The 15705-nt window shown below is 38.6% G+C and carries 17 protein-coding genes and 2 pseudogenes; 16 read left to right on the top strand and 3 right to left on the bottom strand.

The window, feature by feature from the left end:
• Nucleotides 1-77 precede the first annotated feature (77 nt).
• Together MKY51_RS08335 and MKY51_RS08330 are read left to right on the top strand one after the other, a co-directional pair.
• Nucleotides 78-452: an rRNA methyltransferase gene (locus MKY51_RS08335; protein WP_339176450.1), complete on the top strand. Its 375-nt coding sequence runs from the start codon at nucleotides 78-80 to the stop codon at nucleotides 450-452.
• A gap of 140 nt (nucleotides 453-592) precedes the next feature.
• The gene (locus MKY51_RS08330; RefSeq protein WP_339176449.1) at nucleotides 593-1132 is read left to right on the top strand and encodes an ATP-dependent exonuclease; all 540 of its coding nucleotides are present in this window, start codon (nucleotides 593-595) and stop codon (nucleotides 1130-1132) included.
• 59 nt (nucleotides 1133-1191) lie between these two features.
• On the opposite strand, the gene MKY51_RS08325 is transcribed toward MKY51_RS08330, so the two are convergent.
• Nucleotides 1192-1626 (bottom strand): protein-disulfide isomerase, encoded by a 435-nt coding sequence (locus MKY51_RS08325; RefSeq protein ID WP_339176447.1) that lies wholly within the window; start codon nucleotides 1624-1626, stop codon nucleotides 1192-1194.
• 108 nt (nucleotides 1627-1734) lie between these two features.
• Here MKY51_RS08325 and MKY51_RS08320 point away from each other — a divergent pair, with 108 nt between their 5' ends.
• Together MKY51_RS08320 and MKY51_RS08315 are read left to right on the top strand one after the other, a co-directional pair.
• Nucleotides 1735-2535, top strand: a complete 801-nt coding sequence (locus tag MKY51_RS08320) for a protein phosphatase 2C domain-containing protein (protein ID WP_339176445.1) — start codon at nucleotides 1735-1737, stop codon at nucleotides 2533-2535.
• 21 nt (nucleotides 2536-2556) lie between these two features.
• On the top strand, nucleotides 2557-3201 hold the full coding sequence (locus tag MKY51_RS08315; RefSeq protein ID WP_339176444.1) for an alpha/beta family hydrolase: 645 nt from the start codon (nucleotides 2557-2559) through the stop codon (nucleotides 3199-3201).
• 40 nt (nucleotides 3202-3241) lie between these two features.
• On the opposite strand, the gene MKY51_RS08310 is transcribed toward MKY51_RS08315, so the two are convergent.
• Nucleotides 3242-3751: an Ltp family lipoprotein gene (locus MKY51_RS08310; protein WP_339176443.1), complete on the bottom strand. Its 510-nt coding sequence runs from the start codon at nucleotides 3749-3751 to the stop codon at nucleotides 3242-3244.
• 294 nt (nucleotides 3752-4045) lie between these two features.
• Nucleotides 4046-5077 (bottom strand): annotated as a pseudogene (locus tag MKY51_RS08305) (alcohol dehydrogenase catalytic domain-containing protein); the annotation flags it as partial.
• A 214-nt stretch (nucleotides 5078-5291) separates the two neighbouring features.
• Between MKY51_RS08305 and MKY51_RS08300 the strand changes: the two are divergent.
• The 12 genes and pseudogenes from MKY51_RS08300 to MKY51_RS08245 all read left to right on the top strand — a co-directional run bounded on the left by MKY51_RS08300 (nucleotide 5292) and on the right by MKY51_RS08245 (nucleotide 15652).
• Nucleotides 5292-5660 carry a metalloregulator ArsR/SmtB family transcription factor gene (locus tag MKY51_RS08300; protein WP_087617231.1) on the top strand — a complete coding sequence of 123 codons (369 nt, stop codon included), beginning with the start codon at nucleotides 5292-5294 and terminating at the stop codon, nucleotides 5658-5660.
• Nucleotides 5647-7824: a heavy metal translocating P-type ATPase gene (locus tag MKY51_RS08295; RefSeq protein ID WP_339176598.1), complete on the top strand. Its 2178-nt coding sequence runs from the start codon at nucleotides 5647-5649 to the stop codon at nucleotides 7822-7824. Before MKY51_RS08300 ends, MKY51_RS08295 begins: the two co-directional genes overlap by 14 nt.
• A 179-nt stretch (nucleotides 7825-8003) precedes the next feature.
• Nucleotides 8004-8318, top strand: a complete 315-nt coding sequence (locus MKY51_RS08290) for a metalloregulator ArsR/SmtB family transcription factor (protein WP_339176441.1) — start codon at nucleotides 8004-8006, stop codon at nucleotides 8316-8318.
• A 3-nt stretch (nucleotides 8319-8321) separates the two neighbouring features.
• Nucleotides 8322-9617, top strand: a complete 1296-nt coding sequence (locus MKY51_RS08285; RefSeq protein WP_339176440.1) for an arsenic transporter — start codon at nucleotides 8322-8324, stop codon at nucleotides 9615-9617.
• Nucleotides 9618-9635: 18 nt separating this feature from the next.
• Nucleotides 9636-10058: an arsenate reductase (thioredoxin) gene (gene arsC, locus MKY51_RS08280; RefSeq protein WP_339176439.1), complete on the top strand. Its 423-nt coding sequence runs from the start codon at nucleotides 9636-9638 to the stop codon at nucleotides 10056-10058.
• Between the two features lie 21 nt (nucleotides 10059-10079).
• On the top strand, nucleotides 10080-10439 hold the full coding sequence (gene arsD / locus MKY51_RS08275) for an arsenite efflux transporter metallochaperone ArsD (RefSeq protein WP_339176438.1): 360 nt from the start codon (nucleotides 10080-10082) through the stop codon (nucleotides 10437-10439).
• Nucleotides 10439-12205, top strand: a complete 1767-nt coding sequence (gene arsA / locus MKY51_RS08270) for an arsenical pump-driving ATPase (protein WP_339176437.1) — start codon at nucleotides 10439-10441, stop codon at nucleotides 12203-12205. The genes arsD (MKY51_RS08275) and arsA (MKY51_RS08270) overlap by 1 nt, the downstream gene beginning before the upstream one ends.
• Nucleotides 12206-12213: 8 nt before the next feature.
• Nucleotides 12214-12786 (top strand): annotated as a pseudogene (locus MKY51_RS08265) (ArsB/NhaD family transporter); the annotation flags it as partial.
• 18 nt (nucleotides 12787-12804) lie between these two features.
• Nucleotides 12805-13227, top strand: coding sequence for an arsenate reductase (thioredoxin) (gene arsC, locus MKY51_RS08260; RefSeq protein WP_339176439.1), 423 nt, complete (start codon nucleotides 12805-12807; stop codon nucleotides 13225-13227).
• A gap of 21 nt (nucleotides 13228-13248) precedes the next feature.
• Nucleotides 13249-13608, top strand: coding sequence for an arsenite efflux transporter metallochaperone ArsD (gene arsD / locus MKY51_RS08255; protein WP_339176438.1), 360 nt, complete (start codon nucleotides 13249-13251; stop codon nucleotides 13606-13608).
• Complete coding sequence (gene arsA / locus MKY51_RS08250; RefSeq protein WP_339176437.1) at nucleotides 13608-15374, top strand: arsenical pump-driving ATPase; 1767 nt, start codon at nucleotides 13608-13610, stop codon at nucleotides 15372-15374. Before arsD (MKY51_RS08255) ends, arsA (MKY51_RS08250) begins: the two co-directional genes overlap by 1 nt.
• A gap of 2 nt (nucleotides 15375-15376) precedes the next feature.
• Nucleotides 15377-15652: a Fe-S cluster assembly protein HesB gene (locus tag MKY51_RS08245; RefSeq protein ID WP_339176596.1), complete on the top strand. Its 276-nt coding sequence runs from the start codon at nucleotides 15377-15379 to the stop codon at nucleotides 15650-15652.
• Nucleotides 15653-15705: the final 53 nt, after the last annotated feature.

Genomic DNA, 15705 nt, shown 5'->3' with positions numbered 1-15705 from the left:
TTATGCCATAAGGAGTGTTTTATTTTTGGCAATAATGGCTATAATATACGTAATGAATTGCTGATAGGAGAATGACAATGTGGAAGATACATAACGGGAAACTGATTCAAACAACGGACGAATCAAGAATCCGGTACAAAACGCGTATGAGCGCGGCAATTATTAACAGTTTAAAACAGCTTGCCGAAAAATATGATACACATATCGGTTATTTACTGGAAAATGGATACAGTAATTTAATTGAATCTGGTACAATCGTTTACGATAAAAAAAACCGGCCTAAAGACCGCATCGAATTTCGGACGACATGCGATAAGGAATTACTGGATAGCCTGAAGGAATTTGCAAAAGACCATAACCTGAACTTAAACGATGTCATTGAAGCAAGTGTTGCATACATCAATTATGAGGATGTTAAACACGCAAATTGGCGTTACCGTGTAGAAGTTTAATAAGAAAAACGATGAAGCAATTGGGAAACCGATTGCTTTTTTCATTCTCTCTATATTTATTTTTCCATATTATTGAAATTACTTTCATTTTCCATTAGATTTATAGTATAGAGGTTTTTTAAGAAGGGATGAGAACGGCCATGTTTAAAAACTATTCACCGAGGCTGATTTTTGGTGTAATGGCGGTTACTTGTATTATTATTTCACCGTTGTTCGCCATATTTGTACCGATGACTGTTCCGGATTTATTTTTGACCGATCGCTCTTATTTTTATATTTATTCGTTTCGCACAAATGTAAAACTGATTATGGCGGGGTTTTTTATATTAGCTGTAGCCTTTGCAGTGCTTTGCTGGAAACGCAAAATTGCGACATATGCGCTTAGTTTAGTGCTCCTTATCGGTGGGTTGGTGACGTTATACGGTTCCACTAGTACCTACACAGCGATTAATGAACAGGAAGTGTATAAACGCCAGCTAATCGGCTCTCAGAAAATGCATTGGGATTCGATTGACCGTGTTGCATTGGAGTATGTGCCGAATGCATTAGGTAATTATAAATTTATCGATAAATCGGGCAATGAATTAATCATTCAGGAAGATAAATCAATGGCAACAAGTTATATTTATCTCATGGCGAGTAAGAAAAATATAAAATTTGATGAGTATGAAAAGAAATAGTCATATTAAATCAAAAAGCTTAGCTCGGTAAAGGGCTAAGCTTTTTTTATGGCAGGCGACTACTTAACCTTTCGAATATATTCCATACCTTCAGCATCCACAATGATATGATCCTTAAACTTTGTGAATTCCAGCGAGAGGCCGTCATCTGCTGTAATCAAGTATTGATCGCCTTGTACTTCCACTTTCGCATCTGAAAATTCAATTTGAAAAAATGGTATAACGTCTTCTTCTGTAGTTTCAAAATAAGAGAGCATAACTTCATCAATAGCACTTTTTCGGTCATCATTTACATTAATACCCATAGTACCCATTATCGTTAAGTCGTCTTCATGTAGAGTGAGGGAATATCGATCACTTTCATAAAAATACGTTTCGAAATCTTCTGCTTGCGCGGTTAAGGTTGAGTCACCAACTTCAGTTTTTTCATCACATGCAGCTAATAGCGCAAAACTGGAAATGAATAAAGTTGCGAATAAAGAGATCTTCTTCATTTTCATACCTCCTCCACCTAAAAATATACCATATTTTACAATTTTTATATTATTGGTGCTATACTATGAAAATCTATAAAGAACTGTGGAATAAGGAGGTATGTAGAAATGTTCAAATTCAGTTGGGTAGGGAGCGAAACGCATTTTGTTGATTTACCGCATATTCAGCAATTCAAGAACCTTACGATTGGACGGTTTGGCGGCAATTCATCATCAGGGCAATATAAAAACGAGGATGGTTGTATCGTTTGGATGAATGAAGAACAGAATTGGGAATTTGTCATGATTTTGGACGCTCATAACAGTGCGGAAAGTGCCGAACTTGTCGTGGAGACTATTACGAAAGAAGAACATAGCCTGACTTCAATTTTTAACAAGCCACTTTCCGAAGCTTTTCAGGAATTGGATTATCATATCGTACATATTTTTCAAGATCCGCTCTTTTTAACCCGTTGCCGTGAAGTACAAGGGGAAACAGCATGTCTGATTGTGTTAAGAAAAGACAAATATATTTGGTGGTTTTCAGTTGGGGACTGTATTCTTCATCTGTTTCATCCTGAACTGGCTGAAATGCAGCAATATCAGTTAAATCAAAGAAATTTCTACGAGTGGATCGGGAATGTCAATACATTTGAATTGGATGCGCCGTGTTACAGTACGGGTCGCAGAGAATTAAGAAAAGGGATGAATCAGCTTTTTATGACAACGGACGGACTAACGGAATGTCCTCATACTACATTTGATAACCCTAAGGATATTATGAAGGTATTTAATCACTCCCAGTCTCCACACGATTCTGTATGGCAGCTATTAAAGGAGATTGAAGCAAAGGGCGTACGGGACAGTACAACGATTGTTTCATGGACCGTTGATGTCGATCAAAATGCAACTGAACCGAGTAATAAATAATCAATAAAAGGGGTTTTGTATATGTTTAAAGTAAAAACAGATTCTGTCACAGGTTATAAAGAAAAGGATATTCATTATACTGTTTTAAGTACCGATGAGCATGCCTCAAAATTGGCGATTTTACTTCCTGGAGCCGGCTATTCCAATCAAGCACCACTTCTTCATTATTCGACGGGCGTTTTTTTACAGAAGTCTGTAGATGTGCTGCAAGTGAATTATACGTATAACGATAAGTTTTACGATCATTTCAGTATGGATGAGCTCGTTGAAGCGATTAAACTAGATGTAGATGAAATCATTGATAAAGTTTTAGAAGAGAATTCGTATGATGGCTATTACCTTGTCGGAAAGTCTCTAGGAACGATTGCTATGGCTTCACTGTTAGATAAGGAAATCTTTCATAATGCAAAAGCTGTATGGTTAACGCCGCTTCTTAATCGAGATGATGTTTTTGAATCGATGTTACACAGCCGTAACGAAAGTTTATGTTTTATTGGAGATGATGACACCCATTATAATGCGGAAAGATATCGTCAATTCACCAATAATCCAAAACTGGTGACAAGACTACTGGCAGGCGCGGATCACAGTTTGCAGTATAAGAGCGATCCTGTCAGTTCAATTGATCTATTAAAAACGGTCATCAAGGAAATCAATGAATTTTAACGAAAAAAGCCTTCCACCAAGTAGATGGAAGGCTTTCAATTTATTCTAAGTTATCAATCGCGTACTGAGCTTCTTCAGCCGTAAATTTTTCTCCGTATTCGGAAATCAATTGATCGTAAATGGCAGAGTCAGACATCGCCATCGTTTCAGCGTATGATTTTGCTTTTTCTAAAGCATTCGCTTTCCAGTCAAACTCCAGGTTATCGATTGCATATTGCGCGGCTTCTTTAGGGAAACCTTCTCCATATTCCGAAATTAACTGATCGTAAATACCGGCTTTAGACATTTGCATTGTTTCCGCATACATTTCTGCTTTTTTCAACGCAGATTTATATTCACGCGGTACATTATCTACTTTTGCTTCCTCTTTTGGCTCTTCTTTTACAGCTTCTTTTGTATCTGCTGCTTTTTCTTTCGGTTCAGTTGTCGCTTCAACTTTTGTATCTGAATCCACTTCAGATGTTTCTCCATCACTGAACACTGCGATGATTACTACTAATATAATAAGGGCTAAAAACCCGCCACAACCAAGTTTAAAAACTTTCTTCAACGCGGTAAATCCTCCTTTTTGATTATAAATATATATTACTAGTTATTGTAGGATAATAATACTGGTAATATTTTTATGTAAAGCAAATGTTTATTAATTAATTGATATATATTTATTGAAAATTATATAAAATGTGTTGAATTTATTATAAATACTTTTAGAAGGATGCGCTAGATTGATAATATGGCGGGAGCGGCTGAGGCTTATTCACGTGATAAGGAGGTGGAGTGAAGGTAACTATTAGAATAAAAAGGCACTTTTGCAAGGAGTTACAAAAGTACCGAAACTTTATATTTAAGGTTTTAAAACAACTTTTATACAATCTTCTTGTTTTGTATCGAATATTTCATAACCATATTTTGCTTTTTCAAGAGGGAGGACATGTGTAATAATATCACCTGCATTCACTTTACCATCAGCGATTAAGTCATAGACATGGGGCATGAGATGAACAACCGGGGCTTGTCCGGTACGAATTGCTACATTGCGCTGGAATATGTCACCGAGTGGGAAAGCGTTGTATCGGCCACCATAAACACCGGTAATTTGGATCGTTCCTCCTTTACGTACAGCTTGACTGGCTGTCACAATCGCTCCCATAGCACCACTTTGCAGTTTTACGCCACTTGCCAGAAACTCTAGAGGCGTCATTTTTCCACTCATCCCGACACAATCAATAACAACGTCCGCGCCGCCCTTTGTAATCTCTTTTAAATATTCACCACAATTTTCATGATCTTCAAAATTAACGATTTCGACCTTATTTGTCTTCTTTGCGTGTTTGAGACGATATCCTACGTAGTCAACTGCGATTACTCTTTCTGCACCTTTCAACCAAGTGAATTTTTGCGCCAATAGCCCAACAGGTCCGCAGCCAAGAACAACAACCGTATCTCCTTTTTTTACACCGGCATTCTCTACACTCCAAAAAGCAGTAGTGGCAGCATCGGCAAGGAGAACGAGACTTTCATCAGAAACTTCAGATTTCTCTGGAATTTTGAAAGGGAGGAAATTGCCATAGGGAACGCGCATATACTCTGCCTGACCTCCAGGAAATCCACCTGTTGTGTCTGAATAACCGAAGTAGGCGCCCATTTCACCATTGTCATTCGCATTATCACATTGACTTTCCAGCTCGTGATTACAATACCAGCATTTCCCGCATGCGATATTAAAAGGAATGACAACCCGGTCACCCTTTTTAACCTTCGTCACATCCTTGCCAACTTCTTCTACAATTCCCATTGGTTCATGGCCAATGACATAATCTTGACCTATATTTGGAATCATTCCATGCATCAAATGCAAATCTGATCCGCAAATAGCATGTTCATCGCACCTCCAAATTTTTCTTTAAAAAGTGTACCCTCTAGCAATTGTCTTTATACAAATTTGCCTTTCAATTACATTAGATTTCAGCAGGAAAATTCAACTGATTCTATTGGTCTATTGTCGAATAACATCGATACTTCATTCAAATATTCATTTGATTATTTGGGTTAAAAAGCATAACCTAATATATAATAAAGGGGTGAATAATTTGCATAAAGCAAATGATGTATGTGAAATCACATGTATAAATGAAGAAAATGTAAAATTGATTCAAAATAAATTATCTATGGAAAACCCAATAGAAGTAGCCAAAATTTTTAAAGCCTTATCAGATGATACAAGAATTAAAATTGCTTACGCCTTGTCACAAAATGAACTGTGTGTTTGTGACGTAGCCAATATTGTAGGAGCAACTACAGCTACAGCTTCACATCATTTACGATTACTTAAAAATCTCGGAATAGCAAAATACCGTAAAGAAGGGAAATTAGTTTATTATTCATTGGATGACGATCATGTAAAACAACTCATTGAAATAGCATTTGCCCACCAAAAGGAAGGTGATCGAGTTGAATAATTCAACTGAATCATTAAAGGATAAAAAGGTATTTAGAGTTGAGGGTTTTTCCTGTGCAAACTGTGCAGGGAAGTTTGAGCGCAATGTAAAAGAAATTACCGGGGTACAAGATGCAAAGGTGAATTTTGGCGCTTCAAAAATTAGCGTATATGGTGATGCGACAATTGAGGAATTAGAAAAAGCAGGTGCTTTTGAAAATCTGAAAGTGATTCCTGATAAGCCTGTTCGCCATGAAGGAAATTTTAAGAATGAAAGTAATGAGCCTACTGAGGTAAAAGTACCCTTTTATAAAAAGCACAGTACTTTATTGTATGCCGGTCTATTTATTGTCTTTGGCTATCTTTCACAGTTTATAAACGGGGAAGCTAATCTCATCACTTCGTTATTGTTTATCACATCAATTGTTATTGGTGGATACTCTCTTTTTAAAGTCGGTTTCCAAAACTTGCGTCGTCTAGATTTTGATATGAAAACTTTAATGACAGTTGCCGTTCTCGGTGCAGCGTTCATTGGTGAATGGGCAGAAGCATCGATTGTTGTGATTCTCTTTGCAATCAGCGAAGCACTTGAGCGCTATTCAATGGATAAAGCAAGACAATCAATTCGCTCATTAATGGATATTGCTCCAAAAGAGGCCCTCGTTAGAAGAAATGGTCAAGAATTAATGATTCACGTAGAAGAAATCACAGTCGGGGACATCATGATTGTAAAACCTGGTCAAAAAATTGCGATGGATGGTGTTGTCGTAAATGGTTATTCTTCTGTAAACCAGGCCGCTATTACGGGTGAATCAGTTCCTGTCGGTAAATCAGTAGATGATGAAGTATTTGCAGGTACATTAAATGAAGAAGGATTACTTGAAGTTAAAATAACAAAATTAGTTGAGGATACAACCATTTCAAAAATTATCGAATTAGTTGAGGAAGCTCAAGATGAACGAGCACCATCACAAGCATTCGTAGATAAATTTGCAAAGTATTATACACCCATTATTATGCTGATTGCTGGCATAGTTGCAGTAGTGCCACCTCTTTTCTTTGATGGTAGTTGGGAAACCTGGGTCTATCAAGGATTATCCGTTTTAGTAGTTGGTTGTCCATGTGCACTCGTAATTTCTACACCAATTTCAATTGTTTCGGCAATCGGAAATGCAGCAAAGAAGGGTGTCCTTATTAAAGGTGGCGTTTATTTAGAAGAAATGGGCACTTTAAAAGCAATCGCATTTGATAAAACAGGTACTTTAACAAAAGGAATTCCCGTTGTAACAGATTATAAAATCATTGAAAATAACGTAAATGAAAAAGATTTATTTGCAGCGATTACGGCGTTGGAAACTCGGTCCCAACATCCACTTGCAACAGCAATTGTTAAAAAAGCAGAAAATGATTCAATTCCTTTTTCAGATGTTGTAGTAGAAAACTTTAGTTCAATTACAGGTAAAGGAGTTATGGGTACAATTGAGGGAACAACTTATTATATTGGTAGTCCAAAACTATTTAAGGATATGGACTTGATAAATTTCAGTCACAATCTAAAACAAGATGTAACCGAACTTCAAAATCAAGGTAAAACAGTAATGGTAATTGGAACCAAGAAATTAATACTAGCAATTATTGCTGTAGCTGATGAAGTCCGTGAATCAAGCAAAGAAGTAATTAATAAATTGCACCTACTTGGTGTTCAAAAAACAATCATGCTAACGGGTGATAATAAAGGGACTGCGGAGGCAATCGGTAACTATGTTGGGGTATCAGAAATTCAAGCCGACTTAATGCCTGAAGATAAATTAAGTTTTATAAAAAAATTAAGATCTGAGTATGGCAATGTAGCGATGGTAGGCGACGGTGTAAATGATGCACCAGCGTTAGCAGCTTCTACAGTAGGTATTGCAATGGGTGGTGCTGGTACCGATACGGCATTAGAAACCGCTGATGTTGCCTTAATGGGCGATGATTTAAAGAAACTGCCATTCACTGTAAAGTTAAGTCGTAAAGCATTAAATATTATTAAGGTTAACATTGCTTTTGCGATAGGTATTAAATTCCTTGCACTACTTTTAGTAATACCCGGTTGGTTAACACTATGGATTGCCATACTTTCAGATATGGGAGCCACACTTTTGGTATCGCTGAATAGTTTACGGCTTATGAGAGTAAAAGAATAATGAAAAGGGCTTTCGAAATATGAAAGCCCTTTTCATTTTTAATTTTAGAATCTAACAGTAAATTAAATATTATGGTTGCAAAAATAATGTTCGTAACATAATATAAGCATATCATTATATAGTGATTTATTTTTTAATCATAATATAAGTATATTATTATATAGCTATGGAGGGATATGATGGAGCTCGATTTATTGGAAAAACAGTTAAAGGCTGTAGCGGACGCCAATCGTTTACGCATTTTAGCCTGCCTGAAAAAGGGTGAAGTATGCGTATGTGATTTTACGGACGTCCTTAATATTTCACAACCGGCAGTGAGTCAGCATTTACGTAAGCTAAAGGAAGCAGGCATTATTACAGAACGTAAGGTGGGTACGTGGAAACATTATCGTATTCAAGAAAATCAAACTTCGTTAATGCAAAATATACTTGCTTCAATTAATGATGATGTGACATGTGGATGTAAAATTAACTGTGAATGTGTGGAGGGCTAAAAATTGAATATGTTTGTTATTGCGGCACTCATTTTTATCATCACACTGATTTTTGTCATCTGGCAGCCAAAGGGACTCAATATTGGCTGGTCGGCAATGGCTGGAGCGATCGTTGCATTACTTGTTGGTGTTGTTGATTTTAACGATGTCGGAACAGTAATTGATATTACGTGGAATGCCACATTATCTTTTATTGCGATTATATTAATTTCCCTAGTATTAGATGAAATTGGTTTGTTCGAATGGGCTGCACTACATATGGCACGAGCTGCAAAAGGCAATGGGATCAAAATGTTTGTGTATGTCAGTTTGCTCGGAGCAGTTGTTGCTGCATTATTTGCAAATGACGGGGCCGCACTGATTTTAACGCCGATTGTGTTAGCGATGGTGCGTAATTTACAGTTCAGCGAAAAAATGATTTTCCCGTTTATTATGGCGAGTGGCTTTATTGCAGATACAACGAGCTTACCGTTTGTCGTGAGTAACTTAGTCAACATCGTATCAGCAGACTTCTTTGATATTGGGTTTGTGGAGTATGCTTCGCGTATGGTCATTCCGAACTTATTCTCGCTGGTGGCAACAATTGTTGTCCTACTGATTTACTTTAAAAAGTCAATTCCACGTGAATATAATGAATCGATGTTAAAGGAACCACGCCATGCGATAAAAGATATGAAAATGTTCAAGTTATCTTGGCTTGTACTTGCAATTTTAGTTGTAGGCTATTTCTCAAGTGAGTTTATTGGTATACCGGTTTCTCTAGTAGCTGGCATTATTGCAATTTTCTTCTTAATCATGGCAAGACAAAGTGCAGTTGTTGATACTAAAGCCGTTGTGAAAGGGGCACCTTGGAATATCGTATTCTTCTCAATTGGTATGTACGTTGTCGTATACGGACTAGGCAATGCAGGTTTAACTCCTATGTTAGCTAGCGTAATTGAATGGACAGTAGAGCAAGGCTTGTTCGCAGCGACAGTTGGCATGGGCTTTATCGCGGCATTTCTATCTTCTGTCATGAACAATATGCCAACTGTGATGGTCAATGCATTAGCAATTGCTGAAACGACGACAGATGGTACGTTACGTGAAGCATTAATTTATGCTAACGTTATCGGGTCAGACTTAGGACCAAAAATAACGCCAATCGGATCACTCGCGACACTGGTTTGGTTATATGTACTGTCTCAAAAAGGTGTGAAAATCTCTTGGGGTACGTACTTTAAAACGGGGATTGTATTAACGGTACCGATCTTAATCTTTACGTTAATTGGACTTTATATTACATTACTAATTTTTTAATAAAGGGAGTTTATACAAATGACAAAAAATACACTTTATTTCTTATGTACAGGAAACTCTTGCCGTTCACAAATGGCGGATGGATGGGCACAAAAATTATTACCGGGAGATTGGGAAGTGTATTCAGCCGGTATTGAAACACACGGTGTCAATCCAAATGCGATCAAGGCAATGAATGAGGTGGGAATTGATATTTCTCACCACACTTCAGATTTAATTAACCAAGATATTTTAAACAAAGCAACATTAGTTGTAACACTTTGTGGAGATGCGGCAGATAAATGTCCAATGACCCCTCCAGGCGTACGTCGTGAGCATTGGGGTTTCGAAGACCCAGCAAAAGCAACAGGTACAGAGGAAGAGAAATGGGCAGTGTTCCAGCAAGTGCGTGATGCTATCGGAGCACGTATTGAGCAGTTCGTAAACGTAGAATTGAAATAATAAGGGTTCGGAGGAATCGACTTGAAGAAAATCGAAATTTTTGAACAGGCGAAGTGCTGTCCAACAGGTGTATGTGGACCAGCGATTGATCCAGAGCTGCTACGCATGTCTTTTATTATGAATAACTTAAAAAATTCGAACGTATCAGCTGAACGTTTTAATTTAACAAATAATCCAGATGTGTTTATCGATAATAAAGCAGTTAATGATTTGTTGATGACGGACGGAATGGATAGCTTGCCGGCGACATTCGTGGATGGTGAACTGGTATTAAAGGGGAACTACCCGACAACAGTTCAGTTTGCGAAGTGGTCAGGATTAAGTGAAGATGAACTTTTGAAAAAGCCTAAAGTACGTCTATCAATCGGAGTGAAAAAATAATGGAACGTTTTACGCGTGACCATTTCCCGACAACACCATTTCTATTCTTTACAGGAAAAGGCGGTGTTGGGAAAACATCGACTGCTAGCAGTCTTTCCATTGCGTTAGCGAAAGAGGGAAGAAAAGTGCTGTTAATTAGCACTGATCCAGCTTCGAATTTACAAGATATATTTGGTCAGGACTTAAAAAATGAACCAACAAAAATAAATGGTACAGAAAATCTTTATGCTCTAAATCTTGATCCAGAGCAAGCTGCAGTAAGTTATAAGGAGCAAATGGTTGGCCCTTATCGCGGGAGATTGCCGGAAGTTGTGATTCAAAATATGGAGGAACAATTATCAGGTGCTTGCACTGTTGAAATTGCCGCTTTTAATGAATTTGCAATGCTGTTAACAAACGATACGTATACAAAGCAGTACGATACGATTGTGTTTGATACGGCACCAACTGGCCATACCCTTCGTTTATTGCAGTTACCGTCAGCATGGTCAACATTTTTAGATGAAAATACGACAGGTACGTCTTGTCTAGGCCCATTAAAAGGGCTTGAGCCTCAGCATGAAGTGTATAAGCAAGCTGTTGCACAGTTAACGAATAAGGCGCAAACAACACTGATGCTTGTCACACGACCTGAAGCAAATCCATTAAAGGAAGCAGCACGTGCATCAGAAGAATTATTTGAGATTGGTCTTCGTAATCAGCAGTTACTTATTAACGGACTTTTACAATCAGAAAGCGATGATCCGATTGAAAAGGCCATTTCTGAACGTCAAACGGTGGCGCTAAAAGAAATGCCAGAATCATTAAAGGCATTTAAACATTTTTACTTACCGTTCGTACCCTATTCTTTATCAAGCATTGAGCGAATGGAAGCATGGATGATGGATACGAAGCTCCAGACAAATGCGAATCAGCCAACGATATTAAATACCCCGGAACTTGAAGAAATGATCGCGGACTACGTAGCACGTAAGCCAAAGATTATTTTTGCGATGGGGAAAGGTGGCGTAGGGAAAACGACTGTTGCCTCGTATATTGCTCTTAGACTGGCCGAAGAAGGGATGCGTGTACACTTAACAACAACAGACCCCGCAGCCCATATAAATTGGACATTTGGTCAAGAAGAACAAGTTGGTGTAACTGTTAGTCGTATTGACCCAAAAGTAGAAATTGCGAATTACGAAGCAGAAGTGCTCGCAAAAGCAAGTGAGACAATGAATGAAGACGGACTCGCTTTTGTAAAAGAAGATTTAGCTTCACCTTGTACGGAAGAAATTGCGGTCTTTAGAGCATTTGCGAATCTGGTTGAAACGCATCAAGATGAAGTTATTATTATTGATACAGCGCCAACAGGGCACACGCTGTTACTTCTTGATGCAACGGAAAGCTATCATAGGGAAATTTCACGTTCAGAAGGGGAAGTACCTGTATCTATATCGAACTTATTACCACGATTACGCGATAAAGACTATACAAGTGTAGCGATTGTTACATTACCGGAAGCCACACCTGTATTTGAAGCAACGCGTTTGCAAGAGGATTTAGCACGTGCAGGCTTACATGTCGATTGGTGGGTCGTAAATCAATCTTTTTCCGGTCTTACGTTAACAAGTCCAACACTGATGCAAAAACAGCAGTCTGAGGTTAAATGGTTAGAGGAAGTAAAACAATTAAGCAAAAACCGCTTTATCACGATTCCTTGGGTGAAGAAATCGCCAGTTGGAAAAGACGGATTACATGCATTAAAAGGGGAGACGCTAAAGTGAAGATGAATTTCTCAAGTGAGTTTATTGGTATACCGGTTTCTCTAGTAGCTGGCATTATTGCAATTTTCTTCTTAATCATGGCAAGACAAAGTGCAGTTGTTGATACTAAAGCCGTTGTGAAAGGGGCACCTTGGAATATCGTATTCTTCTCAATTGGTATGTACGTTGTCGTATACGGACTAGGCAATGCAGGTTTAACTCCTATGTTAGCTAGCGTAATTGAATGGACAGTAGAGCAAGGCTTGTTCGCAGCGACAGTTGGCATGGGCTTTATCGCGGCATTTCTATCTTCTGTCATGAACAATATGCCAACTGTGATGGTCAATGCATTAGCAATTGCTGAAACGACGACAGATGGTACGTTACGTGAAGCATTAATTTATGCTAACGTTATCGGGTCAGACTTAGGACCAAAAATAACGCCAATCGGATCACTCGCGACACTGGTTTGGTTATATGTACTGTCTCAAAAAGGTGTGAAAATCTCTTGGGGTACGTACTTTAAAACGGGGATTGTATTAACGGTACCGATCTTAATCTTTACGTTAATTGGACTTTATATTACATTACTAATTTTTTAATAAAGGGAGTTTATACAAATGACAAAAAATACACTTTATTTCTTATGTACAGGAAACTCTTGCCGTTCACAAATGGCGGATGGATGGGCACAAAAATTATTACCGGGAGATTGGGAAGTGTATTCAGCCGGTATTGAAACACACGGTGTCAATCCAAATGCGATCAAGGCAATGAATGAGGTGGGAATTGATATTTCTCACCACACTTCAGATTTAATTAACCAAGATATTTTAAACAAAGCAACATTAGTTGTAACACTTTGTGGAGATGCGGCAGATAAATGTCCAATGACCCCTCCAGGCGTACGTCGTGAGCATTGGGGTTTCGAAGACCCAGCAAAAGCAACAGGTACAGAGGAAGAGAAATGGGCAGTGTTCCAGCAAGTGCGTGATGCTATCGGAGCACGTATTGAGCAGTTCGTAAACGTAGAATTGAAATAATAAGGGTTCGGAGGAATCGACTTGAAGAAAATCGAAATTTTTGAACAGGCGAAGTGCTGTCCAACAGGTGTATGTGGACCAGCGATTGATCCAGAGCTGCTACGCATGTCTTTTATTATGAATAACTTAAAAAATTCGAACGTATCAGCTGAACGTTTTAATTTAACAAATAATCCAGATGTGTTTATCGATAATAAAGCAGTTAATGATTTGTTGATGACGGACGGAATGGATAGCTTGCCGGCGACATTCGTGGATGGTGAACTGGTATTAAAGGGGAACTACCCGACAACAGTTCAGTTTGCGAAGTGGTCAGGATTAAGTGAAGATGAACTTTTGAAAAAGCCTAAAGTACGTCTATCAATCGGAGTGAAAAAATAATGGAACGTTTTACGCGTGACCATTTCCCGACAACACCATTTCTATTCTTTACAGGAAAAGGCGGTGTTGGGAAAACATCGACTGCTAGCAGTCTTTCCATTGCGTTAGCGAAAGAGGGAAGAAAAGTGCTGTTAATTAGCACTGATCCAGCTTCGAATTTACAAGATATATTTGGTCAGGACTTAAAAAATGAACCAACAAAAATAAATGGTACAGAAAATCTTTATGCTCTAAATCTTGATCCAGAGCAAGCTGCAGTAAGTTATAAGGAGCAAATGGTTGGCCCTTATCGCGGGAGATTGCCGGAAGTTGTGATTCAAAATATGGAGGAACAATTATCAGGTGCTTGCACTGTTGAAATTGCCGCTTTTAATGAATTTGCAATGCTGTTAACAAACGATACGTATACAAAGCAGTACGATACGATTGTGTTTGATACGGCACCAACTGGCCATACCCTTCGTTTATTGCAGTTACCGTCAGCATGGTCAACATTTTTAGATGAAAATACGACAGGTACGTCTTGTCTAGGCCCATTAAAAGGGCTTGAGCCTCAGCATGAAGTGTATAAGCAAGCTGTTGCACAGTTAACGAATAAGGCGCAAACAACACTGATGCTTGTCACACGACCTGAAGCAAATCCATTAAAGGAAGCAGCACGTGCATCAGAAGAATTATTTGAGATTGGTCTTCGTAATCAGCAGTTACTTATTAACGGACTTTTACAATCAGAAAGCGATGATCCGATTGAAAAGGCCATTTCTGAACGTCAAACGGTGGCGCTAAAAGAAATGCCAGAATCATTAAAGGCATTTAAACATTTTTACTTACCGTTCGTACCCTATTCTTTATCAAGCATTGAGCGAATGGAAGCATGGATGATGGATACGAAGCTCCAGACAAATGCGAATCAGCCAACGATATTAAATACCCCGGAACTTGAAGAAATGATCGCGGACTACGTAGCACGTAAGCCAAAGATTATTTTTGCGATGGGGAAAGGTGGCGTAGGGAAAACGACTGTTGCCTCGTATATTGCTCTTAGACTGGCCGAAGAAGGGATGCGTGTACACTTAACAACAACAGACCCCGCAGCCCATATAAATTGGACATTTGGTCAAGAAGAACAAGTTGGTGTAACTGTTAGTCGTATTGACCCAAAAGTAGAAATTGCGAATTACGAAGCAGAAGTGCTCGCAAAAGCAAGTGAGACAATGAATGAAGACGGACTCGCTTTTGTAAAAGAAGATTTAGCTTCACCTTGTACGGAAGAAATTGCGGTCTTTAGAGCATTTGCGAATCTGGTTGAAACGCATCAAGATGAAGTTATTATTATTGATACAGCGCCAACAGGGCACACGCTGTTACTTCTTGATGCAACGGAAAGCTATCATAGGGAAATTTCACGTTCAGAAGGGGAAGTACCTGTATCTATATCGAACTTATTACCACGATTACGCGATAAAGACTATACAAGTGTAGCGATTGTTACATTACCGGAAGCCACACCTGTATTTGAAGCAACGCGTTTGCAAGAGGATTTAGCACGTGCAGGCTTACATGTCGATTGGTGGGTCGTAAATCAATCTTTTTCCGGTCTTACGTTAACAAGTCCAACACTGATGCAAAAACAGCAGTCTGAGGTTAAATGGTTAGAGGAAGTAAAACAATTAAGCAAAAACCGCTTTATCACGATTCCTTGGGTGAAGAAATCGCCAGTTGGAAAAGACGGATTACATGCATTAAAAGGGGAGACGCTAAAGTGAAGATGAGTCCAGAAGGTAAACAATTTTTAGAGCAAGTATTAGCTCAAGCTGAAGGTGCAACATTGCGCTTTTACGGTGTTGCAGGATGTTGTGGTATGAATTTAAGTGCAGAAATTGCACCAGCACAGGAAGCAGATACAGTAGAGACAGTTGAAGGAATTGAAATCGCCGTAGATCTACAAATTGCCCAGCAGTTAACAGACGTAACAATTCACGCAGAAGAAGAAAATGGCCAGCTTGGCTTAGTATTACTAGGCTACGAACAATCAAGCTGCTAAAATGCGATTCCATCATTCGAGTACATTAAAATAGTAACGGAAATCCATCTCTA

Source organism: Solibacillus sp. FSL R5-0691, assembly GCF_037974225.1.
In the GTDB taxonomy this organism is placed as follows: Bacteria; Bacillota; Bacilli; order Bacillales_A; family Planococcaceae; genus Solibacillus.
Note: the sequence above shows the minus strand (reverse complement) of the source record. Positions and strands in the feature narration are given on the sequence as shown.

What these genes read in the sequence shown, in the direction of transcription:
- MKY51_RS08335 (WP_339176450.1), top strand. Translation starts at nt 78, where the DNA reads ATGTGGAAGATACATAACGGGAAACTGATTCAAACAACGGACGAATCA.
- MKY51_RS08330 (WP_339176449.1), top strand. Translation starts at nt 593, where the DNA reads ATGTTTAAAAACTATTCACCGAGGCTGATTTTTGGTGTAATGGCGGTT.
- MKY51_RS08325 (WP_339176447.1), bottom strand. Translation starts at nt 1,626, where the DNA reads ATGAAGAAGATCTCTTTATTCGCAACTTTATTCATTTCCAGTTTTGCG.
- MKY51_RS08320 (WP_339176445.1), top strand. Translation starts at nt 1,735, where the DNA reads ATGTTCAAATTCAGTTGGGTAGGGAGCGAAACGCATTTTGTTGATTTA.
- MKY51_RS08315 (WP_339176444.1), top strand. Translation starts at nt 2,557, where the DNA reads ATGTTTAAAGTAAAAACAGATTCTGTCACAGGTTATAAAGAAAAGGAT.
- MKY51_RS08290 (WP_339176441.1), top strand. Translation starts at nt 8,004, where the DNA reads ATGGAGCTCGATTTATTGGAAAAACAGTTAAAGGCTGTAGCGGACGCC.
- arsC (WP_339176439.1), top strand. Translation starts at nt 9,636, where the DNA reads ATGACAAAAAATACACTTTATTTCTTATGTACAGGAAACTCTTGCCGT.
- arsA (WP_339176437.1), top strand. Translation starts at nt 10,439, where the DNA reads ATGGAACGTTTTACGCGTGACCATTTCCCGACAACACCATTTCTATTC.
- arsC (WP_339176439.1), top strand. Translation starts at nt 12,805, where the DNA reads ATGACAAAAAATACACTTTATTTCTTATGTACAGGAAACTCTTGCCGT.
- arsA (WP_339176437.1), top strand. Translation starts at nt 13,608, where the DNA reads ATGGAACGTTTTACGCGTGACCATTTCCCGACAACACCATTTCTATTC.
- MKY51_RS08245 (WP_339176596.1), top strand. Translation starts at nt 15,377, where the DNA reads ATGAGTCCAGAAGGTAAACAATTTTTAGAGCAAGTATTAGCTCAAGCT.